Origin of the sequence: Kushneria indalinina DSM 14324 (assembly GCF_003385845.1) — a bacterium.
GTDB lineage: Bacteria > Pseudomonadota > Gammaproteobacteria > Pseudomonadales > Halomonadaceae > Kushneria > Kushneria indalinina.
On the sequence record NZ_QRDJ01000007.1, the window covers coordinates 564703 to 585667 of the forward strand.

Consider the following 20965-nt stretch of genomic DNA (forward strand, 5'->3'; position numbering starts at 1 on the left):
GACAACACCATGCAGATGATCGACACACAGACCCTGCCCGATGATCCAAGCCTGGCCCTGTCGCCCATTGTCGTGGGCGATATCCCCATCGACCCGACCGAAATTGCCGGCGAGATGCAGTATCACGGCGCAGACTCACCGGAAAAGGCGCAGCTTGAAGCCGCGCGCGCGCTGGTGATCCGTGAGCTTTTGCGTCAGGAAGCCGAAATGACGCTGGGCCGGGAGGCGACCCACCACGATGAGCAGGGCGCGATCAGCACGCTGCTGGATCAGGCGCTGACCACACCCGAGCCCGATAACGCCGCCTGCGCCCGTTATTTCGAGGCCCATCGCGAGCGCTTTTGTACGCCGCCGCGCTATCAGGTGCGCCATATTCTGCTGCCGGCGGCGCCGGATGATCAGGACGCGCGTGACGAGATGAAAACGCTGGGCGAATCCCTGCTCACCGAGCTTTTTGAGCATCCGGAACGCTTTGATGAAGTCGCCATGCGCCATTCAGCCTGCCCCTCAAAAGAGACCGGCGGATCACTGGGGGAGCTCTCGCCGGGTCAGACCGTGCCGGAGCTGGATGACGCTTTGAAACACCTGCCCGAGGGCCTGCATGATCGGCCGCTGGCATCGCGCTACGGCTGGCATCTGGTGCAGGTGGATCAGCGCCTCGACGGCGAGGCGCTGCCGCTGGAGGCCGTGATCGACCGGGTACGCCATACCCTGCGCGAGCAGGCCACCCGCCGCGCCTTGCGACACTATCTGCTGGCGCTGGCCGAAGAGATCGGCGTCACCGGTATGACGCTGGATGACGAGGCGGGTGGGGCGCTGATGCAGTAGGCCGCACTTTCAAGCCGACGTCATATCTCACCATAGGCGATCACCCGGCCTGCCCTGTCATGAAAACGCCACAGCCGTTATCGATTCGGGCCGTGGCGTTTCGTTTCTGGACATCAGAGATCATATTTGAGCCCGACAGCAAAGCTGCGCGGCGCACCGTAGAAGTACTGTGAAAACGACACCGGCTCGAGATAGTAGTACTTCTCGTCAAACACGTTATAGATGTTGGCAGTCAGGCTGAGATTCTGGTTGACCCTGTAGCGCGCCATCAGATCCGTCGTGAAGAAATCATCCTGCTGGATGCGCTCCGATTCTCCTGACGCCGGATTGGTGATATCGGAAAAGGTCTTGCTCTGCCATTTGACACCGCCACCCACGGTCAGGCCATCAAGCGGGCCAGCGAGATCATAGGTGGTAAAGAGTTTGACCTGCGAGGTGGGAATGTCGGTATTCATGCGCTCGTCATCAGGGCTTTCAATGCGCGCGTAGGAGTATCCACCATAAATGTTCCACTGCGGGGTCACGGCACCATTAGCTTCGAACTCGAACCCGCGGGTCCTGACGTCATCGTAAGCCTCATAGGTATAAAGACCGTTATCAAGCCGGGCGCTGGTGCTGTCAACGTAGTTGTCCTGTACGGACTCAAAGACCGCGGCGGAGAGATCCAGTCGATCATCGAACAGACTGGACTTGATGCCGGCCTCGTAATTGGAACCGGTGACCGGATCAATGACGTCTCTGCTGCGCGCCAGCTTGTTCTGAGGGGTGAAGATTCGGGTGTAGCTGGTGTAGAGATTGACCTGTGGTGTGAGCGCCCAGGTCAGCCCGGCATAGGGCGTCCACTCATGGACTGACTTGTCGATGGGTGTCCCGAAGGCGTTTTGATCGGTTTCCCATCGATCAATACGGCTGCCGAGCAGCAAGTGCAGATCATCGGTCAATGCCCAGTTGGTGGCGACATAGGCACTGGTCTGCTCCTGCTCGCCGTTTTGATTTCGGATGACCGTACTCTTGTCCCAGTCCGGCTGCTGGTCGCCGTAATCAAAATCGGAACGCGTAAAATCACCCAACGGCGAGTACGGCCGGGAGAAATTCGATGGGCTGTAATAGGGGAATTCAAAGTCCTGATGCCATTGCGTGGCGCCCATGACCATCTCGTGCTCACGTCCCAGCCAATCAAAGCGGCCGTTCACGCGCACATTAAAGGTTCTCTGAATACGTTCACTGTCGATGTCATAGAAGCTGCCCGGCACGAGGCCTTCGTTGGTCTGCGGATCGGGCGCGCCGGATGACCAGAGAGAGGGCTGATCCATGGTCGCACGGCTGTACATAAAGCTGAAATCAACGGACCAGTCGGGGTTGAGATAGTGCTCAAGCTCGGCCTGACCGATGTAGTTGCGCGTCGTGTTGCTTGCCCATTCGGGGGCCGTGCTGGCAGAGCGGCTATAGCGGGTGCGTGAGCCATCGGAATAGAAAATGGGTAGCCCGCCGACCATGGGCGAATCCGAATCACGGTATTGATAGGTATTGCGCAGGGTAAGCGTGGTCTGATCGTCCAGATCGGCCTCGACCACGCCGTAAAGGGAGTGCTGCTCGCGTGAATACCGATCCATTTCGGCATCCTGCTCGGTACTGGCATAGACGAATCGACCGCGTACGCTCCTGTCTCCATTGAGCGGCCCCGAAAGATCGATCACGCCGCGCTTCTTGTCCCAGCTACCCGTCCCCAGCTCAAAGCTGCCCTGATAGTCGTAGGTGGGTCTTTTTTGCACCAAATTAATGACCGCCGAAGGCGTACCGGCGCCCTGCATCAGTCCGTTGGCGCCTCTCAAGACCTCAATGCGCTCCAGCAGGGCGCTGTCCACAAAGGTGTCGCCGAAATCAAAGCGGTGATCCGAGGAGTCCGGCGCCGTGATCGGCATGCCGTTGAATATGGTGGTGGCCACCACTGATCCCCGGGAATAGATCCGAAGACGGTCGGCATCGACAGTTTTGATCTGCAGCCCGACCACATTATCGAGGGCACTGATGGTGTCGTCACTACCCTGATCCGCCATGCGCTGCGCGGTGACTGACGTCACCGACTGCGGAGTGTCTTTGGCACTGAGATTCATTCCCGTAGCGGTATTCATGCGTGCGGTCTTGTAACCCTCGTTATCACCGCCTTGTCCGATGGGGCGTCGAGCCTCGACCACGACTGTCGACAGCGCCTGTGGTCGGGTATCCATCGATGAACCATCGGATGTTTGTGCCAGTGCTTGAATCGGCATGAGCATGCCTGAAATGACAAGTAGAGTCGCATTGCGCGGGGTGAAGGCATAAAGCGAGAAGGCTGGCATTGATATTAGCGTCCCTTGTTATTGATCCCTGCCCACAGCCTGGACCGAGAAGCGCTAATATAATATTGATTATCATTATCATCTATAGCTTTTAGTCACCTTTTCTGTATGATTTTTCACTAACAGTGTCATGGCTCATGTCCTCCACTGAAGGCAGACTGGATATTGGCCTTTACAAAGTGCATCTTCGCATCAAAAAGACACGCATCATCAGGAACGTCTGAATGATCAGGCGATACCAGCATATGGAATAAAAAGGCATGAAACGGATTGGCAGGGTGTTATTGCCATGGCAGGCGGCAGGATCATTATCATGCAAGGCATTAAAAAAACCTCATGTTTTAATGCTGCTGGGATTAATGTTTTCCTATTCAGGCTCCTCTGTCATTGAAGGCGCCATTCCGACGCTGGTCGCCGTTGGCATGCTGTCGCCCGTGTGGATTCCGCTCTATACCACCTTGTCCAGAACGATTAACGCTTCTGCGTATATCGTGGCCAGATTCCTCGGACATTACTCGCCTTATCGAGTGCTTTTGATCTGTGAGGTCTATGACATGACCATCACGATACTTGTTATTTTTTTGCTTTACGAAGGGTCTTTTTCAACCCTGATCGTGTTGATGACCTATTTCATTCTTGCCTCTTTTATTCCGGTCATTACCAATATCGCCAATGGCACCTACGCCGGTGCCATGATGCTTCAATCGGAATCGACCGCCGTCAGATTCAACGCCTTTTCACTCAGCCTTTTGACGCTTGCCACCATGGTCATTGGTCGCCCACTGGGAAGCCTTCTGGTCGATTACTCCATCTATATGGTGCTGCTGGTCAATCTGTTCATGACCGCGATTTCGTTTGTCTTCCGCTGGGCTGCGATGAAACGTGACACACTGTTTATCCCCGATCAGGCCCGATATGAGCGAACACATCATGTCTCTCGGGTCAGCCTGATAGAAGGGGTGCGCTATTTTGGCGTTCAAGCCTTTCGGCTCTCTGCCAGCTCGCCGATCACGACGCCGCTGGTCTATCTGTCCATGGGACTGTTTCTCTACTACCTGCCGCTGTGGCTGGCTGAAGGGGCCGATAGCAAAGGAGAAATCGTGGCCATGGCGGGAATGTTTGGTGGTCTTGGCTCAATGGCCGGGCCGCTTTTGTTTTATGCCATGAAGCATCGCTGCAGCTATCGATGTCATGTAGCGTTGGCGATGCTGATGGTCGCCGTGGATGAAATTCTGCTGATCGCCATGATCCGATTTTTTGGCAATGCGCTATCGATACCGGCCCTGTCGGGATACATGGCTTTAATATTTCTGCTTTATCTGGCCGCATCTTATTGCAACGTGGCCAATCTTTCCGCGCGTCAAAAGCGCTATGCCGGCAGGCGATACCCCGACATGGTAGGCATCGCCTTTTCGATGGCCTCCCTTGCGATGCTTGCAGGAACCTGGTCGGGCTACATGCTCGATGCCAGTGCGAATCCGGCCGTTGCCCTGATCCTCAGCGCCAGCATCACAATTCTGGGCACGGCAGCTCTGGCGTTTCGAAAGCTTCGCCACGGCTCGCGATCGCATGCGGGGCGCTGATGCAGTAATCCACCCACCGCGTTTTTTGAATCACGACAGCGTTTCACACACCACCACGCCATCGATGACAGCATCGATGGCGTTGTCGTCAGCAGACCTTCGGTACTGCTCAGGCCTTGTCCCCCAGCGCGGCGATATGCTCTGGCAGGCGGTCGTGGCTGCCATACATGAAGTGATTCTCCATGCGTTCCGCGAATCGGGCGGCCTCCGGTTCACGGCCAACCGCCATGGCCACTTCACGGATGTGCATCGGCGAGCCACCGCAGCAGACGCCAAGATAGCGGACCCCACTGTCGTACACTTCCCGGGCAAAGGCGCCCAGCTCATAGCGGTTGCAGGACAGGGGATCCAGCGCGGTCGGGAAAGGGCGGCCGTGGGGCGACGGGCAGCTGCAGCCCTGAGTGTCGGATAGATTGAAAAAGGTGGGCGCCTGCTCGGTGGTGCGAAACGTTACGGGCAGTGCCGCCACATGACAGGAGACGGCCTCGCGGATCTGATGAATCCACGGCAGCATGGTGTCCGGCCCCCTGAAGCAGTTCAGGCCGACGACACTGGCCCCGTTCTTTTCGAGCGCAACACAGGTTTCGACGATGCCGGGGCCATCGATCATGCGATTTTCGGCCATTGGCGCCAGGGTAATGACCGCCGGGAGCCCCTTTGCCTTGATGGCCTCGAGAGCGGCCTGCGCCTCGCCGGCATAGTAGAAGGTTTCGCCGATAATGAGATCGGCCCCCTCCTCGACGGCCCACTGCACCATCTCGTCAAACATGGCGCGCACGCTGCGTTGCGCGGCCGGGTCCTGCGGGTCCCACACGTTGCTGTTGGAGATGTTGCCGGCCATCAGGTTACCCGGCTGCTCGTCGGCAACCTTGCGCGCGATTTTGAGCGCCGCGCGGTTCAACGGCTCCAGCAGTTCTTCCTTGCCGATCACTCGCATCTTTTCGCGGTGACCGTTGTAGGTGAAGGCCTGAACAATATCGGACCCCGCGTGCTGGAAATCGCGATGCAGCGCTTCCAGAGCGTCCGGGCGCAGCAGCGCCACTTCCGGTACGAACTCGCCCGCCGAGAGGTAGCCGCGCCGCTCGAGTTCGAACAGAAAGCCTTCGGCACAGATGAGCGGGCCCTGGTCGAGTCGCCGGGTAATCAGGTCTTGCGTCATGGGCAGAATCTCCAGAGGGAACCGTGTTTGCAGGAGCCCCTATTCTGGAGACAGGTCGTGACCATCACCAATGAAGTATTGCCCGCTTGAAAATGAATCAGTTTCATTTTTAGAGAACAAACCAGGAATCATGTGAATGATGCAGCGGCCATGAATGGCCTGTCCTGCTTTTTCTGCCAGACAGGCCACATCACGGTGCTGCTACTCACGCCGTGGCCTCTCGCCACCGCACTGTCGACGAAAATGGCATTCAGGACAGACTCTGGTGGTCCTGTTCCGGCAGGGTGGTATTCCCCTCGTTGAGCGGGCGCTGCATGATCACCGCATCCACCCAGCGGCCGAACTTGAAGCCGCAGGCCTCGATCACGCCCTGATGGGTGAAACCGAAACGCTTGTGCAGCGCGATCGAGCCCTGATTGTCGCTGTCACCGATCAGCGCAATCATCTGACGCCAGGGCCCCTGTTCGCAGCGCTCAAGCAGTTCCGCCAGCAGGGCACTGCCCACGCCGCGACCATGCGCATCGTGGCTCACATAGACCGAATCCTCCAGACAGAAGCGATAGGCGCTGCGCGGGTGGAAAAACCCGGCGTAGGCGTAGCCCACCACCACGTTATCGAACACGGCGACCAGATAGGGCAGGCCCGCCTCGCGTGTGCCGGCACAGCGCCGCGTCATCTCCTCCAGCGTCGGCGGCACCTCTTCGAAGGAGCCCAGCCCGTGGCGAACATGGTAGCTGTAGATGGCATGGATGGCGTCGAGATCCTGATCCATCACCTCACGTACGCTCACCCCGGAGCGTTCTGACCGGTCACTCATGAAGATACTGCCTTTGCTGATCGTTGAAGGGAGCCTCACTTTACAATGAACACCACGCAGGCGGCAGTCATCAGCCCCATGGTGACGTTGAAAATGCGCCACGCCCGCGGCGTGGTTAGAAAGCGCGCGATCACCATGCCAAAGCCGGCCCACAGCGAAATGCAGGGCAGGGCGACGATCTCCATGGACAGCGCCAGACCGAAGGCGTTGAGCCAGATCGGGCCTTCAGAGGGCAGAAAGCTGGCCATCAGGGTCAGTCCCATCACCCAGACCTTGGGATTGACGAACTGGAAGGTGGCCGCCTGCCACAGTGTCAGAGGGCGGGCGTCCCCTGTAACATCAAATTCGGGCGGCGGTGCCGAGGCGATGCGCCAGGCCAGATAGAGCAGATAAAGGATGCCGACGATCTGCAGTCCCTGCTGGATCAGCGGATAGCGCTGAAACAGCGTGCCCAGTCCCAGCGCCAGCAGGGTAAAGAGCACCAGCCCGCCCAGTAAAATACCGACAATGTGGGGCAGCGTGCGGCGAAAGCCGTACATCGCGCCGGAGGCCGTCAGCATCACGTTGTTGGGGCCGGGCGTGCCGGTCATGGTAATGGCGAACAGGGTCACGGAAACCCACCAGCTGACAGACATCATGACGGCCTCGCTACATTGTATGAATACAATTGTGGAAGTGTTACCCGCTTATGGGTGACAATTCGAGCATACGTTCTCCAATGTCACCGTCAATGGATTTATTGTCACCATGACAATATGGAAACCCGAACTTTCTCCGGAAGGCCCGCGCTATCGCGCCCTGGCAAACGCCATCGAACGGGCCATCAACGAGGGCAAACTGCCACCGGGCGAACGGCTGCCGCCCCAGCGCCGGCTGGCCGATGCGCTGGGCGTCACGGTGGGCACCATTACCCGGGCCTATGCGCTGGTGGAACAAAGCGGGCTGGTCAGCGCCCAGGTGGGCAGCGGCACCTTCGTCAAGGTCGAACGGGCGTGCGAGGGCTTTGCACGGGTCATCAAGGCGCCTCATGAAGGGCTGGTGGATCTGGGCATGTCACTGCCGCCGCCGCATCCCGAGCGTCAGGCGTCGCTGGCCCGGTTCATGACAGCCATTACCCAGGACCCCGCAGCGCTTGATCAGGCCATCAACTATCCCCTCGATGACACCATGGCCACGCAGCGCCGGCGCTACGCCGACTGGCTGACATCGCAGGGGCTGGCCGTCGATCCGCAGGAGCTGTTGATCACCCAGGGCGGTACCAACGGCATTACGCTGGCGCTGTCGGTACTGCTCTCGCCCGGCGATCGACTGGCCGCCGAGGCGCTGAGCTATCCAGGCGTGATCAGCACCGCCCGTGAGCGGTCGCTGAAAACGGTGGCCGTGCCGTTTGATGAAGAAGGCATCGATGTGGAGGCGCTGGCGGCGCGCCATGAGCGCACGCCCTTCAAGGCGCTCTATCTCATGCCCGAGCATCACAACCCCACTACCGTGCAACTGTCTGAAAAGCGCCGCGAGGCGCTGGTCGCTCTGGCCCGCGAGCGCGATTTCTGGCTGATCGAGGACGGCGTGATGCATCTGCCGCTGGAGGCCCGCGGCACGCCGCTGTATCAGCTGGCACCGGAGCGCACGATATTCGTGTTTTCGGTGGCCAAGATTCTGGGCGGCGGGCTGCGCTCGGGAGTGGTTCGCGCGCCGACCTCCCTGCTGGCGCAGCTGCGCATTGCGCTGCGCAACCAGTGCTGGGCACCGCCGGCGCTTATCAGTGAGATCGCCGGGCGCTGGCTTGAAAGCAATGATGCCGACCGGCTGCTGGCGTGGCAGTTCGAGGAGCTCGAGGTCCGCCAGGCAATGGTGCGCGAGGCGCTGGGCGGGTTTGAGGTGGCCATGCGTCGCGGCGGCTTCTATGCCTGGCTGACGCTGCCCGGCGAGCATCGCGCCCAGGCGCTGGTCGAGACGCTGGAGCAAAACGGCGTGCGAGTGGCGCCGGCGGAAACCTTTTGTGTCGGCAGTACCGCAGCGCCTCAGGCGATCCGGATCTGTTTGAGTGCGGCGCCGGATCGCGAGGCGCTGGCGCAGGCGCTGGCCGTCATCGCCCGGGCGCTGTCCGAGGCGGCACCGCCGCGCTGGCAGACGGTCTAGACGCCGGCGCGGCGGTCACTGTGCCGTTTCATGCCCGGTGACCGGGACGTCTTCATCCCGGTTCTCATCAACTGCCAATATAGGGCAATCAAGGACGTCAGTACGGAGAGAACATCATGCGTTACGAGCTCTATTACTGGCCGAGCATTCCCGGCCGCGGGGAGTTCATTCGGCTGGCACTGGAGGCCGGCGGTGCCGACTACATCGATGTAGGCAACAGCAGCGAGCCCGGCTACGGCATCGAGGCGATCACGCCCTGGCTCGAGGGCAGCGTGACCGACTATCCGCCCTTTGCACCGCCCTTTTTAAAGGCAGGCCGTGAGGTCATCTCCCACGTTGCCAATATCCTGTTGTTTCTCGCCCCGCGCCTCAAGCTGATCAACGACGACAAGGTCTATCAGTACTGGGCCCACAGCCTGCAGCTGACCATCACCGACTTTGCCGCCGAGGCCCACGACGTGCATCACCCCCTGGGCCCGGAGTTGTATTACGAGGACCAGCAGGATGTGGCCCTTCGTCGCGCCGCAAACTTCATCGACCAGCGCCTGCCGAAGTTTTTCGGCTACTTCGAGTGCATCATCGACAAAAATCCCGACAGCGACGTGTATCTGGTCGGCAAGCGGCTCTCCTATGTGGATCTGTCGCTCTTTCACATGGTGCAGGGGCTGCGCTACGCCTTCCCCAACGCCATGGCCGCTCTGGAACCGGAAATCCCGAAGGTCATTACCCTGCACGATCACGTGCTGGAGCTGCCGCTGATCAGCGAGTATCTCGCCTCCGAGCGGCGCCTGGCGTTTTCCGAGCAGGGGCTTTTTCGCCACTACCCGGCGCTGGATCGCGTCGGGAATTAATACTCGGGTGGCAGGGAAGCCTGTCCTCGCCCAGACTTGGTTGACGACAAGGACCCGTTGGAGAACGTAAAGATGGACCTCTATATCTATGATCACTGCCCGTTTTGCGTGAAGGCCCGCATGATCTTCGGCCTGCGTGACGTACCGATCACGCTGCAGACGCTGCTCAACAACGACGCCGAGACCCCCACGCGACTGATCAAAGAGAAGAAGGTGCCGATTCTCGAATTCGAGGATGGTTATACCATGGCCGAGAGCATGGATATCGTGAAGGCCATCGACAGCCAGGCCGAGGGCGTCAAGGTCATGGATGGCCCGCGCAACCCGGAGATCGAACGCTGGGTCCGCGCCGCCTCCGACTCCGTGGCAAAGCTCTTTATTCCCCGCGTGCCGAGGGCACCGCTGGGCGAATTTGCCACCGCGGAGGCCGCCGAGTACTTCACCGACAACAAGGAGGTGGCGTTTGGCAGCTTCGACACACTGCTTGAGCAGACGCCCGAGCTGCTGGTGGAGGTCCAGCACTGGCTCAACGAGCTGGATGCGCTGATCCTGTCGCCGCAGGCCGTCAACGAGGTGCTCTCGCTGGATGACATCGAACTCTTCCCGGTGCTGCGCCAGCTCTCACTGGTGGAAGGGGTCAAATACCCCGACAACGTCGAGGCCTATCGTCAGGCGATGTCGCAGCTGGCCGATGTGCCCCTGCACGACGAGATCGCCATCGCGGCCTGAGCAAACCCCTCACCGAAGTCTGCGGGGCTGTGCCATAATGGCGCGCCTTGCAGCCATTCATTCGGACCGCTTTCATGTCTCAGGGCACGCTCTATATCGTTTCCGCCCCGTCGGGCGCCGGCAAGACCAGTCTGGTGCGCGAGCTTATCGCCGCGACCGATGACATCGGGGTCTCGATCTCCCACACGACCCGCCAGCGGCGCGCCAGCGAAACCGATGGCATCAACTATCACTTCGTCGATGAGCCCACCTTCGAGGCGATGATCCAGCGCAATGAATTTTTCGAACACGCCTGGGTCTTTGATCGTCACTATGGTACCTCGCGCCTCGAGGTGGAAAAGCGCCTGGCCCGGGGCGAGGATGTCATTCTCGAAATCGACTGGCAGGGGGCACGCCAGGTACGCGAACAGATGCCACAGGCGGTGTCGATCTTCATTCTGCCGCCCTCGCGTGAGGCGCTGCGCGAGCGCCTGTCCAACCGCGGCCAGGATGACGCCGCCACCATCGATCGCCGCATGCGTGACGCCATCAGCGAGATGTCGCATTTCAACGAGTATGACTACCTGGTCATCAACGATGATTTCGCCACCGCCGCGTTTGAGATGAAAGGACTGATCAGTGCCGAACGTCTTCGAATGGCGCGGGTACAGGCGGCAAACCGGGCGCTGCTCGGCGAGCTCTTGTCAGAAGTGGAAGGGCTCCGGTAGACTCGGTTCCCCCTTCCGAACACGAATAACGTCCGGCGCATGACGCGCCGGGCGCCTTCACTCAGATCACACGCATTCAGGAGCCAGCATCATGGCACGAGTAACGGTTGAAGATTGTCTCCAATTCATGGATAACCGCTTCCAGCTGGTCATGGTTTCCACCCATCGCGCCCGTCAGCTGGCCCGCGGCTCGCGCAATGCCGAACTGCCCTGGGAAAATGACAAGTGCACCGTCATGGCCCTGCGTGAAATTGCGGCGCAAAAGGTCGATCGCTCCGTGCTCAACGAGCCGCTGGAAGCCATGGTCCCGCAGCGCCCTCGCTACGAACCCGAAAGCGAATAAGCCCATTGCCCATACGCTGACCTGCCATGTTCACGATCGATGATCTCTCCGACCGCCTGGACGGCTACCTGACCGTCGATGAGATCGCGCAGGTCAGACGCGCCTTCTATTACGCCGAACAGGCCCACGACGGCCAGCGCCGCCGCTCCGGCGAGCCCTATGTGACCCACCCGCTGGCCGTCGCCAATATCCTTGCCAACATGCACATGGACTATCAAAGCCTGATGGCGGCGATGCTTCATGACGTAATCGAGGATACCGGCATCACCAAGGAGGCGCTGTCGCGCCAGTTCGGCGAGGAAGTCGCCGAACTGGTTGACGGCGTGTCGAAGCTGACCCAGATCACCTTCGAGGACAAGGCCGTCGCCCAGGCGGAAAACTTCCAGAAGATGGTGCTGGCGATGTCGCGCGACATTCGCGTCATCATCGTCAAGCTCGCCGACCGGCTGCACAACATGCGTACGCTGGGCGCGCTGCGCCCGGACAAGAAGCGCCGCATCGCGCGCGAGACGCTCGAGATCTACTCCCGCATTGCCGGGCGACTGGGCATCAACACCATTCGGGTGGAGCTTGAGGATCTCTCCTTTCAGGCCATTCACCCGATGCGCGCCGAGCGCATTCAGCGCGCGGTGGTCAAGGCACGCGGCAATCGCCGCTCGATGGTGCGCCACGTCCAGAGCACCCTGCAGACCACGCTGGATGGCGACGAGCTGCCCGGCACGGTCATGGGCCGCCAGAAGCACCTGCTGTCGATCTATCGCAAGATGCGCGATCAGCGCAAGCCCTTCAACGAGCTGATGGACGTGTTCGGCTTTCGCATCGTCACCGACCGGATCGATACCTGCTATCGCATCCTGGGCGCGGTGCACAATCTCTACAAGCCGGTGCCGGGGCGCTTCAAGGACTATATCGCCATCCCCAAGGCCAACGGCTACCAGAGCCTGCATACCACGCTTTTCGGGCCCAACGGCATTCCCATCGAGGTGCAGATCCGCACCCGCGAGATGGAGGCGATGGCCAACAACGGCATTGCTGCCCACTGGCTCTACAAGGCCGGCCAGACCGACCGGCCGATCGCGATGGGCAGCCATGCCCGCGCCCGGGAATGGGTGCGCGGCCTTTTGGAAATGCAGCGCCACGCCGGCAACTCGCTGGAGTTCATCGAGCACGTCAAAAATGACCTGTTCCCCGATGACGCCTACGTGTTCACCCCCAAGGGCGACATCATGGAGCTGCCGCGCGGCGCCACCGCGATCGACTTTGCCTACGCGGTGCACACCGATATCGGCAACAGCTGCATCGCCTGTCGTATCGACCGGCATCTGGCCCCGCTGTCATCGCGGCTGGAAAGCGGCCAGACGGTCGAGATCATTACCGCCCCGGGCGCCCAGCCCAACCTGGCGTGGCTGTCGTTCACGATCACGGCCAAGGCCCGCTCGGCGGTGCGTCACGCCCTCAAGCATCAGCAGCGCAACGACTCGGTCGCGCTGGGCCGGCGCCTGCTCAATCAGGCGCTGAGCTCGTTTGGCCTGACGCTGGAGACGCTGTCGCAGCCCCATGTTGACGCGCTGCTCGAGGCGCTGACGCTGGAGTCGCTGGATGACCTGCTCGAGGAGATCGGGCTGGGCAGCCGCGTAGCCTACAGCGTCGCACGGCGGCTGGCCGACAGCGAGCCCGAGCAGATTCAGGCCCACAGCGACGAACAACAGGGGGCGATGGCCATCAGCGGCGCCCGCAACATGGTGATCAGCTTTGCCCGCTGCTGCTATCCGCTGCCGGGCGATACCATCGTTGGCAATCTCAGTGCCGGTCGCGGCATTGTGGTGCATCGCAGTGAATGCGGTAATCTGGAAGACTGCCGCGAGGATCCCGAAAAGTGTTTCCCGCTGCAGTGGTCCGACACCGTGGAGGACGACTTCCCGGTGGGGCTGCGCCTCGAGATTGAGACGCGCCGAGGGCTGGTTGCAGAACTTGCCAGCCTGGTCAACGACGCCGAAGCCAATATCGAGCGCATCAATATCGAAGAACGCGATGAGCGTCTGTCGATCGTCAACCTGACACTGTCGGTGCGCAACCGCGTGCATCTGGCGCGGATCATCAAGCGCATCCGCAATCTGGCCTATGTGGGGCGCGTCTCGCGTACCGGGAGCTGACGATCCGTGGCGTCATCCCTTTTTAGAGCGTCCTTTCAACAACAACGCAGGGAGTGTTCATGAGCAATCGTGCTGCCATCCATACCGATCAGGCCCCGCAGGCCATCGGCCCCTATTCACAGGCCGTCAAGGCCGGCAATACCGTCTATCTGTCGGGGCAGATTCCGCTCGACCCGGACACCATGGAAATGGTGAGCGATGATATCGAGCAGCAGGCGCATCAGGTCTTCAAAAACATGAAGGCCGTATGTGAAGAGGCGGCCGGGACGCTGGCCGATATCGTCAAGCTCAACCTCTACCTGACCGATCTGTCGCACTTTGCGACGGTCAATTCGGTCATGGAGCAGTATTTCCAGCCCCCCTATCCGGCCCGTGCCGCGGTGGGCGTGAAGGAGCTGCCCAAAGGCAGCCTGTTCGAGGCCGAAGGGGTCATGGTGCTGGGCGACTGAGTCGCGGACTGAGCCGCGCTCGGGGCCGCTCGTGAAAGGGGGCGATGGCACCAGCCATCGCCCCCTTTGCCGTGATCGGTTTCATGGCGGTTCGCCGCGGGCGTATGGCGTCAGGCCTGCTCGCTGACCTTGATGCCTGCCGCCTGCATTACCTGGGCATAGCCCTCGCGAAAGGTCGGATACTGAAACTGATAACCGGCCTCGACCAGTCGGCGGCTGTCGCAGCACTTGCTGGCCCGTCGGCGCAGCGGTGACTGGATGGTGCTGCTGGGCTCGACGTTGAGTCGGGCCGCCAGCCACATCATGACGTCATGCAGCGGCGTGGACTCGGTGTCGCTGCCCAGATAGACCGGCTCGAGCGGTTCATTGTTCACGGCGCGCTCGATGAGAAAATCCAGCACGCCTGCACAGTCATCGCGATGGATGCGGTTGGAGTACATCGGCGGGCTTTTGGGCGCAATGCGTCCTTCCTGCACCTGGCTGATGAGCCGCTCGCGGCCCGGGCCATAGATGCCCGAAAAGCGCACGGTGGTGCCCGGCAGGGTGCTGGCGGCCAGACGCTGCTCGGCCTCGATCAAAAGCCGGCCGGAGAAGCTTTTGGGCTCGAGAACGCTGTCTTCGTCGACCGTCTCGCCGTCCTGCTGGCCATAGACCGAGGTCGAGGAGACAAAGACGACGTGCTTCGGCGCCTGTGTTCTTTGCTCGAAATGATTCAGTATTCGATTCAGGCCATCAACGTAGGCGGCCTGATAGGCACTCTCTTCAAAGCGGTCAGCGCTGAGTGCATAGACTACAATGTCGGCATCAGGTAACGCTTCGAGGGCGGATTCCTCGTTGATATCCATCGACAGGCCTTCAATGCCATACGACTGGAGCCCCGCCGCATGACGACGCACGCCGATCACCCGGTACCCCTGCGCGAGCTTGCGCTGCCCCAGCGCGGTACCGACATCACCGCATCCAAGGATGAGTATTGTTTTATTCACCCGCTAAGCTCCTTGCTTGATAGGGCCGATAAGGTTTGACTATAAGGCCCTGAATTGAACGGTCGCATCATGCGACAACTCCCTGTTCCACGTGCTGGCTCGGTCTGCTACATGACTCTAACAGAACTTCGTTACATCGTAACCTTGGCCCAGGAGCGTCATTTCGGACGCGCCGCCGAGCGTTGCTTCGTCTCCCAGCCGACCCTGTCGGTGGCGGTCAAGAAACTGGAGGAAGAACTGGGCGTGGCGCTGTTCGAGCGCAGCAAGTCTACCGTCCAGGTGACCCCGCTGGGCGAAAAGATCGTCGAGCAGGCCAGTCGCGTGCTCGAACAGGCCGGCGCCATCAAGGAGCTGGCCAATGAAGGCAAGGACCAGCTCTCCAGTCCGCTGCGGGTCGGGGCGATTCATACCATCGGCCCCTATCTCTTCCCGCATCTGATTCCCAGACTCTCCGAGGAAGCGCCGCAGATGCCGCTGTATATCGAGGAGAATCTGACCGGCGAGCTGCGGCGCAAGCTGCGCTCCGGCGAGCTGGACGTGATTCTGGTGGCGCTGCCCTTTGCCGAGCCCGACGTACTGACCAAGTCGCTCTATGATGAGCCCTTTGAAGTGCTGATGCCGGCCGGTCACCCCTGGCTTGCCCACGAGGAGATCGACCGCGAGATCCTCTATGACGAAAAGATGCTGATGCTGGGCGAAGGCCACTGCTTTCGCGATCAGGTCCTCGAGGCCTGTCCGACCATCAAGGATCACGTCCATCAGCCCGGCAACACCCTGATTGCCGAGGGCGGGTCGCTGGAAACCATTCGCCACATGGTCGCCTCGGGGCTGGGCATCACCGTGGTGCCCCGCTCGGCCACCAGCAGCGTCCATTACGCCAACGGCCTGCTGGAAACCCGGCCGTTCAAGGACCCGGCACCGAGTCGTACCGTGGCGCTGGCCTGGCGGGCCAGCTTCCCGCGCCCGAAGGCGATCGACTCGATTACCCGCGCCATTCGCGCCTGCCAGAAGGCGATCGATTCGCAATGAGCACTGCCGTGACCCGGCCCGTCAGCGGCGCCACGGATCTCAACACGCTCAAGGGCGTGGGGCCAGCGATGCGCGAGCGCCTGGAGCGCCTTGGGCTGCAGGTGGCCGAGGATCTGCTCTTTCATCTGCCGCTGCGCTATCAGGACCGCACCCGGGTCACCCCGATTGCGGGCCTGCGTGCCGGGCACGAGGCGGTCGTGGAGGGCGAGGTCACCGCCGCTGACGTGATTCAGGGCCGCCGGCGCAGCCTGCTGGTCCGCCTGCGCGATGGCTCGGGCATCATGTCGCTGCGCTTTTTTCATTTCTCCCAGGCCCAGGTCGGGCAGTTTACCCGCGGCGCCAGAATGCGCCTGTTTGGCGAGGCGCGCTCCGGCAGTACCGGCCTTGAGATGTATCACCCCGAGTATCGGCTGTTAAAGGACGATACCGGGCAGGAGGTCGAGGAGACGCTAACTCCCATCTATCCGACCACGGAAGGGCTGGCCCAGCCGCGCCTGCGTGCGCTGGTCCGTCAGGCCTTTGAGCATCTCGACCAGGGCAGTCTCACGCTTGAGGAGCTGATCCCCGAACACATCCGCACCCGCTTTCGTCTGCCGGCGCTGCGCGAATCGCTGGACTATCTTCACTTCCCGCCACCGGAGGCGCCGCTGGAGCTGCTGGCCGACGGCCATCACCCTACCCAGCGACGCCTGGCGCTGGAGGAGCTGCTCGCCCATCAGCTGAGCCTGTATCGCATTCGCCTGCGCATTCAGGACGACGCCGCTCCGGCGCTGCCCGGCAGCGGCGGTCTGGCCACCCGCTTTCTGACCCAGCTGCCGTTTTCGCTGACCGGCGCCCAGCGCCGGGTGCTGAGCGAAATCAGCGCCGATATCCAGCAGACCACCCCCATGCTGCGCCTGGTACAGGGCGATGTCGGCTCGGGCAAGACGGTGGTGGCCGCCATGGCCATGCTGCAGGCCGTGACCGGCGGCTATCAGGCTGCGCTGATGGCCCCCACCGAACTGCTCGCCGAGCAGCACTACAAAAACCTCAAGGCCTGGTTCGAGCCGCTGGGCATCGAGGTGGCCTGGCTCTCCGGCAAGCTCAAGGGCAAGGCAAGGCTGGAAGCCAAGGCGATGATCAGCGAAGGGCGCGCGCAGGTCGTGGCCGGCACCCACGCGCTTTTTCAGGACGACGTGCATTTTCACCGACTGGGCCTAGCGGTGATTGATGAGCAGCACCGCTTCGGCGTGCACCAGCGCCTGGCATTGCGCCAGAAGGGCGAGGCCAGCGGCAGCACCCCGCATCAGCTGATCATGACCGCCACACCGATTCCCAGAACGCTGGCCATGAGCGCCTACGCCGATCTCGACGTCTCGGTGATTGATGAACTGCCGCCCGGTCGCACGCCGGTCAAGACGGTAGCGGTCTCGGATGAGCGCCGCAGCGAGGTGACCGAGCGCATTCGCAACGCCTGTCTGGCCGGCCGCCAGGCCTACTGGGTCTGCACCCTGATCGAGGAGTCCGAAGCGCTCACCTGTCAGGCCGCCGAGGTCACTCGCGATACCCTGACCGAGGCACTGCCGGAGTTTCAGGTCGGCCTGGTGCACGGTCGCATGAAGGCTGCCGAGAAGGCTAACGTCATGAACGCCTTTCGCGACGGCGAGCTGGATCTGCTGGTCGCCACCACGGTCATCGAAGTGGGCGTGGATGTGCCCAACGCCAGTCTGATGATCATCGAAAACCCCGAACGTCTCGGGCTCGCCCAGCTGCACCAGCTCAGAGGTCGGGTAGGGCGCGGCAAGGTAGAGAGCTTTTGCGTGCTGCTCTATCATCCGCCGCTGTCGGATACCTCGCGCGAGCGTCTGGCGGTGCTGCGCGAATCCAATGACGGCTTTCGCATCGCCGAGCGCGATCTGGAGCTGCGCGGGCCCGGCGAAGTGCTCGGCACCCGTCAGACGGGGCTTGTCGGCATGAAGATTGCCGATCTCACCCGCGACCGGGATCTGCTCGAACCGGTCCGCCAGCTGACCCGCGCCATGCTCGAGCAGGCCCCCGACTCGGTCGAGCCACTGATTCTTCGCTGGCTGGGTGACGCCGCCGGGCAGTACGGCCAGGTATAGGTACCCGGCGCTCGGACAGCGGGGCATGACCGATCTCACCCCGCTGCCCCGTCATGGTGTCCTACACTGATAGTGGATCAGGACTGTCCTGACGCTTCCCTTGCACCGCCGGGCACACGAGCCACTCAACACCTATGACCTCGACCTTTCTGCGTGATGCCATGATTCAGCGCCTGGGCGAGGCGCGCACGGATGCCAACCCCGGCCCCTTTCCCCGCGACGGTCTGGTCCGCAACATTCACGGCGACTTCACGCCGATGATGTGCGGCGGCATCAGCGCGCTGCTGCTGCAGATGCTCCACCCGCTGGCGCTGGCCGGCATCTGGGACCACTCGCGCTTTCGCGACGACATGATCGGCCGATTGCGTCGCACCAGCGACTTTATCGCCACCACCAGCTTCGGCACCTTCGAGCAGGCCGAAGCCGCCATTGCCCGCGTGCGCCGGGTCCATGAGTATGTGAAGGGCCACGCCGCCGACGGTCGCCCCTACGCCGCCGACGACCCCGACCTGCTGGTCTGGGTGCATGTCGCCGAGATGAGCCGCTTCATGGCCGGGCATCTGCGCTATCGCAACCCGCAGCTCAGTCACGCCGAGCAGGACCGCTATTTCTTCGAGACCGCCTGCATCGCCGAGGCGCTGGGCGCGCGCAACGTGCCCGACAGTCGCGCTGCAATCGAGGCTTATCTAACGCGCGAGCGCCGTGAGCTGGTGTGTGACGAGCGCACCCGCGAGGTGATCCGGGTGCTGCTCGATGCCCCGCCGCGCAATCTCGTGCTGCGACCGGCCGGGGCGATCTTCATGCGCGCCGGAATCGATCTGCTGCCCGACTGGGCCAATGACATGCTGGACCTGCGGATGTCACGCCTTCAAAGGCGCGCGGTGCGTACCGGGATCAAAAGCGCGATGCCGATGATCAGTCGGGCGGTGCGCAGCGGTGCCTACCGACGTGCGCTGGAGCGACTGCAGCAATAAACGTGTCGGCGCAGAAAAGATGGGGCCGGACATCGCTGTCCGGCCCCGGGTAAAACAGGTTCATCAGAGGCGGGGCAGGGCACGAATGCCCTGACCCGGCGACCGGGGTTCAGGACAGCTGCGGGTCGCGACGCACCTGATCGATCTTGAGCATCCGCGCGATGACCTTGTCCAGTTCCTCCTGCTCGAAGATCTTCTTCCAGTCCTCCTTGAGGATGTTTTCGCGGCCATAATCGATCGCCACCATGCAGGCATCCGAAAACGGATTGGTGCTTCGAAACGCCACGGCCAGCGCAATCTGGATATGGCCGTAGAGCATCGCCTCGGCGGCCTCGCGTGCCACACCGGTACGTTCCACGGTCTCGTCCAGCGCCTCCTTCATGAAGGTCCCCAGCATGCAGGTCACCGTCTCGACCAGCGTCGGCTCCAGATAGGCCAGCTGCGTCACGGTCATCCAGTGCACCTGATCGACCGGGGCATACATCTGGCAGATAACCGTCTCGAGCGAGGCACGTTCTGCTTCGCTGCCATGTTCAAAGGCGGCCGCCACCGACTGTACGGCGGCGCTGCCGCCAAAGGAATCGCCCCACTCCTCATCGGTGCGGCGTTCCAGAAAGACCGAGGGATGACAGGGGTGGGCCACCGCATAATGGATTTCGCTGCGCTGATGCAGCAGGTTGGCGTAGGCCGCCGCCGGATCGAGCGTGAGCACCGTGGCGCCAGCCTTCATACGGGGCACCAGCTGCTCGGAGACCTTGCCCAGCACGATATCGGGCACGGCCAGGATCACCAGATCACACTGCTCGATGACCTGCTCGATATCACTGACCTCGCGGCCGGCCTCGCGCATTTTCTCCTGCGCGGCGGGGGCGTTTTCGCAGTAGTAGATCGTGCTGTCGCTGGCTTCGAGATTGGCCGAGATGCGCATGCCCATCTTGCCGCCGGCACCCACCATTGCAATGTGCTGATAGACGCTATCCATGATGACTCCTCAAAAGATCCATGTTGTGACGGGTCCACTGCGCTTCCAGCGCGCAGGTCGTTGCTTCGTCTCGTTGCCAGGGCAGCCAGTGTTCGAGGATTGCGTTGATGCCACGCGCCTCGGGAGTGACGGCCTCAAGCATCTCTTCAAGCGGCAAGAGGCCCTCGCCCAGCGGGCAGCCGGTCAGCTGAAAGCCGACCCAGCCCGGCGCGCGGGAGAAGGCAAAATCCTTGATGTGCAGATTGACCACCCGGTCGGCCGTGCGTGCGATGACCGCTTCGGGCAGTTCGAGTGCGGCCACGCAGTTGCCCGGGTCCAGGCACACCCCGATGTGGTCATCGTCGAGCGTCTCGATCACCTGCATCAGGGTCTCGACGCTGACCTGCTCGTAGGTCTCCAGCGCCAGCGTCACCTGCTGCGATTTTAACGCCGGCAGGATCTGCTCGAGTCGCTGTACGGCCTGATCAAACGAGGGACGATCCTCACCGGCATACAGCATGCTGCGGATCAGGCGCACGCCCAGCACATGGGCCAGCGCCAGATAGCGCTTTAGATGCTCGGGGTCGGTCCCGCGGGTGCCCAGCTCCAGCACAACACCCAGCGAGCGCGCCCGATCGCGCAGCGCCGTCAGCCGCGCCTCGTCGAAGCTCTCGATGGCCGGGTAATCGCAGATCTGGAAAACCTCACCGCCCAGCTCGGCCGTCTCTTCCAGCATCGCCTCCAGCGTCATGGGCGTTTCGACCTGCTGTGAGCCGCGCCAGAAAAAAACGTAGGTACTCAATCCAATGACCATGA

The 20965-nt window shown here is 61.7% G+C and carries 19 protein-coding genes; 12 read left to right on the forward strand and 7 right to left on the reverse strand.

The genetic code is table 11. The features are described 5' to 3' along the window. Positions 1–9: 9 nt before the first annotated feature. Positions 10–828 carry a peptidylprolyl isomerase gene (locus C8D72_RS09275; protein ID WP_115854124.1) on the forward strand — a complete coding sequence of 273 codons (819 nt, stop codon included), beginning with the start codon at positions 10–12 and terminating at the stop codon, positions 826–828. Between the two features lie 113 nt (positions 829–941). Here C8D72_RS09275 and C8D72_RS09280 read toward each other — a convergent pair whose 3' ends face one another. Beyond that, positions 942–3098, reverse strand: a complete 2157-nt coding sequence (locus C8D72_RS09280) for a TonB-dependent siderophore receptor (RefSeq protein WP_170140557.1) — start codon at positions 3096–3098, stop codon at positions 942–944. Between the two features lie 413 nt (positions 3099–3511). Here C8D72_RS09280 and C8D72_RS09285 point away from each other — a divergent pair, with 413 nt between their 5' ends. After that, positions 3512–4750 (forward strand): MFS transporter, encoded by a 1239-nt coding sequence (locus tag C8D72_RS09285; RefSeq protein WP_281271614.1) that lies wholly within the window; start codon positions 3512–3514, stop codon positions 4748–4750. 109 nt (positions 4751–4859) lie between these two features. Here C8D72_RS09285 and C8D72_RS09290 read toward each other — a convergent pair whose 3' ends face one another. The 3 genes from C8D72_RS09290 to C8D72_RS09300 all read right to left on the reverse strand — a co-directional run bounded on the left by C8D72_RS09290 (position 4860) and on the right by C8D72_RS09300 (position 7361). After that, a complete protein-coding gene (locus C8D72_RS09290; protein WP_115854127.1) occupies positions 4860–5909 on the reverse strand; it encodes a homocysteine S-methyltransferase family protein in 1050 nt (349 codons plus the stop codon). A 250-nt stretch (positions 5910–6159) separates the two neighbouring features. Then, positions 6160–6726 carry a GNAT family N-acetyltransferase gene (locus tag C8D72_RS09295; protein WP_115854128.1) on the reverse strand — a complete coding sequence of 189 codons (567 nt, stop codon included), beginning with the start codon at positions 6724–6726 and terminating at the stop codon, positions 6160–6162. 35 nt (positions 6727–6761) lie between these two features. Then, a complete protein-coding gene (locus tag C8D72_RS09300) occupies positions 6762–7361 on the reverse strand; it encodes a LysE family translocator (protein WP_425453279.1) in 600 nt (199 codons plus the stop codon). Between the two features lie 112 nt (positions 7362–7473). Here C8D72_RS09300 and C8D72_RS09305 point away from each other — a divergent pair, with 112 nt between their 5' ends. The 7 genes from C8D72_RS09305 to C8D72_RS09335 all read left to right on the forward strand — a co-directional run bounded on the left by C8D72_RS09305 (position 7474) and on the right by C8D72_RS09335 (position 14097). Beyond that, positions 7474–8865 carry an aminotransferase-like domain-containing protein gene (locus C8D72_RS09305; protein WP_115854130.1) on the forward strand — a complete coding sequence of 464 codons (1392 nt, stop codon included), beginning with the start codon at positions 7474–7476 and terminating at the stop codon, positions 8863–8865. Between the two features lie 116 nt (positions 8866–8981). Beyond that, positions 8982–9716 (forward strand): glutathione S-transferase, encoded by a 735-nt coding sequence (locus C8D72_RS09310; protein ID WP_115854131.1) that lies wholly within the window; start codon positions 8982–8984, stop codon positions 9714–9716. 72 nt (positions 9717–9788) lie between these two features. Further along, complete coding sequence (gene grxB / locus C8D72_RS09315) at positions 9789–10445, forward strand: glutaredoxin 2 (protein ID WP_115854132.1); 657 nt, start codon at positions 9789–9791, stop codon at positions 10443–10445. A 74-nt stretch (positions 10446–10519) separates the two neighbouring features. Continuing rightward, positions 10520–11152, forward strand: coding sequence for a guanylate kinase (gene gmk / locus C8D72_RS09320; protein WP_115854133.1), 633 nt, complete (start codon positions 10520–10522; stop codon positions 11150–11152). A 91-nt stretch (positions 11153–11243) separates the two neighbouring features. Beyond that, complete coding sequence (gene rpoZ / locus C8D72_RS09325) at positions 11244–11495, forward strand: DNA-directed RNA polymerase subunit omega (RefSeq protein WP_115854134.1); 252 nt, start codon at positions 11244–11246, stop codon at positions 11493–11495. 26 nt (positions 11496–11521) lie between these two features. After that, a complete protein-coding gene (locus C8D72_RS09330) occupies positions 11522–13648 on the forward strand; it encodes a RelA/SpoT family protein (protein WP_115854135.1) in 2127 nt (708 codons plus the stop codon). Between the two features lie 59 nt (positions 13649–13707). Continuing rightward, the gene (locus C8D72_RS09335; protein ID WP_115854136.1) at positions 13708–14097 is read left to right on the forward strand and encodes a RidA family protein; all 390 of its coding nucleotides are present in this window, start codon (positions 13708–13710) and stop codon (positions 14095–14097) included. Between the two features lie 110 nt (positions 14098–14207). On the opposite strand, the gene C8D72_RS09340 is transcribed toward C8D72_RS09335, so the two are convergent. Further along, positions 14208–15083 (reverse strand): SDR family oxidoreductase, encoded by an 876-nt coding sequence (locus C8D72_RS09340; protein WP_115854137.1) that lies wholly within the window; start codon positions 15081–15083, stop codon positions 14208–14210. A 111-nt stretch (positions 15084–15194) separates the two neighbouring features. On the opposite strand from C8D72_RS09340, the gene C8D72_RS09345 reads away from it, so the two are divergent. The 3 genes from C8D72_RS09345 (at position 15195) to C8D72_RS09355 (ending at position 19188) form a co-directional block, all read left to right on the forward strand. Then, positions 15195–16112, forward strand: coding sequence for a hydrogen peroxide-inducible genes activator (locus C8D72_RS09345; protein ID WP_115854138.1), 918 nt, complete (start codon positions 15195–15197; stop codon positions 16110–16112). Next, positions 16109–18214, forward strand: a complete 2106-nt coding sequence (gene recG, locus C8D72_RS09350) for an ATP-dependent DNA helicase RecG (RefSeq protein WP_115854139.1) — start codon at positions 16109–16111, stop codon at positions 18212–18214. Before C8D72_RS09345 ends, recG begins: the two co-directional genes overlap by 4 nt. 134 nt (positions 18215–18348) lie before the next feature. Then, the gene (locus C8D72_RS09355; protein ID WP_115854140.1) at positions 18349–19188 is read left to right on the forward strand and encodes an oxygenase MpaB family protein; all 840 of its coding nucleotides are present in this window, start codon (positions 18349–18351) and stop codon (positions 19186–19188) included. A gap of 109 nt (positions 19189–19297) precedes the next feature. On the opposite strand, the gene C8D72_RS09360 is transcribed toward C8D72_RS09355, so the two are convergent. Together C8D72_RS09360 and C8D72_RS09365 are read right to left on the reverse strand one after the other, a co-directional pair. Further along, positions 19298–20170, reverse strand: coding sequence for a phosphogluconate dehydrogenase C-terminal domain-containing protein (locus C8D72_RS09360; protein WP_115854141.1), 873 nt, complete (start codon positions 20168–20170; stop codon positions 19298–19300). Continuing rightward, on the reverse strand, positions 20163–20963 hold the full coding sequence (locus tag C8D72_RS09365) for a sugar phosphate isomerase/epimerase family protein (RefSeq protein ID WP_211308823.1): 801 nt from the start codon (positions 20961–20963) through the stop codon (positions 20163–20165). The genes C8D72_RS09360 and C8D72_RS09365 overlap by 8 nt, the downstream gene beginning before the upstream one ends. Between the last annotated feature and the right edge of the window lie 2 nt (positions 20964–20965).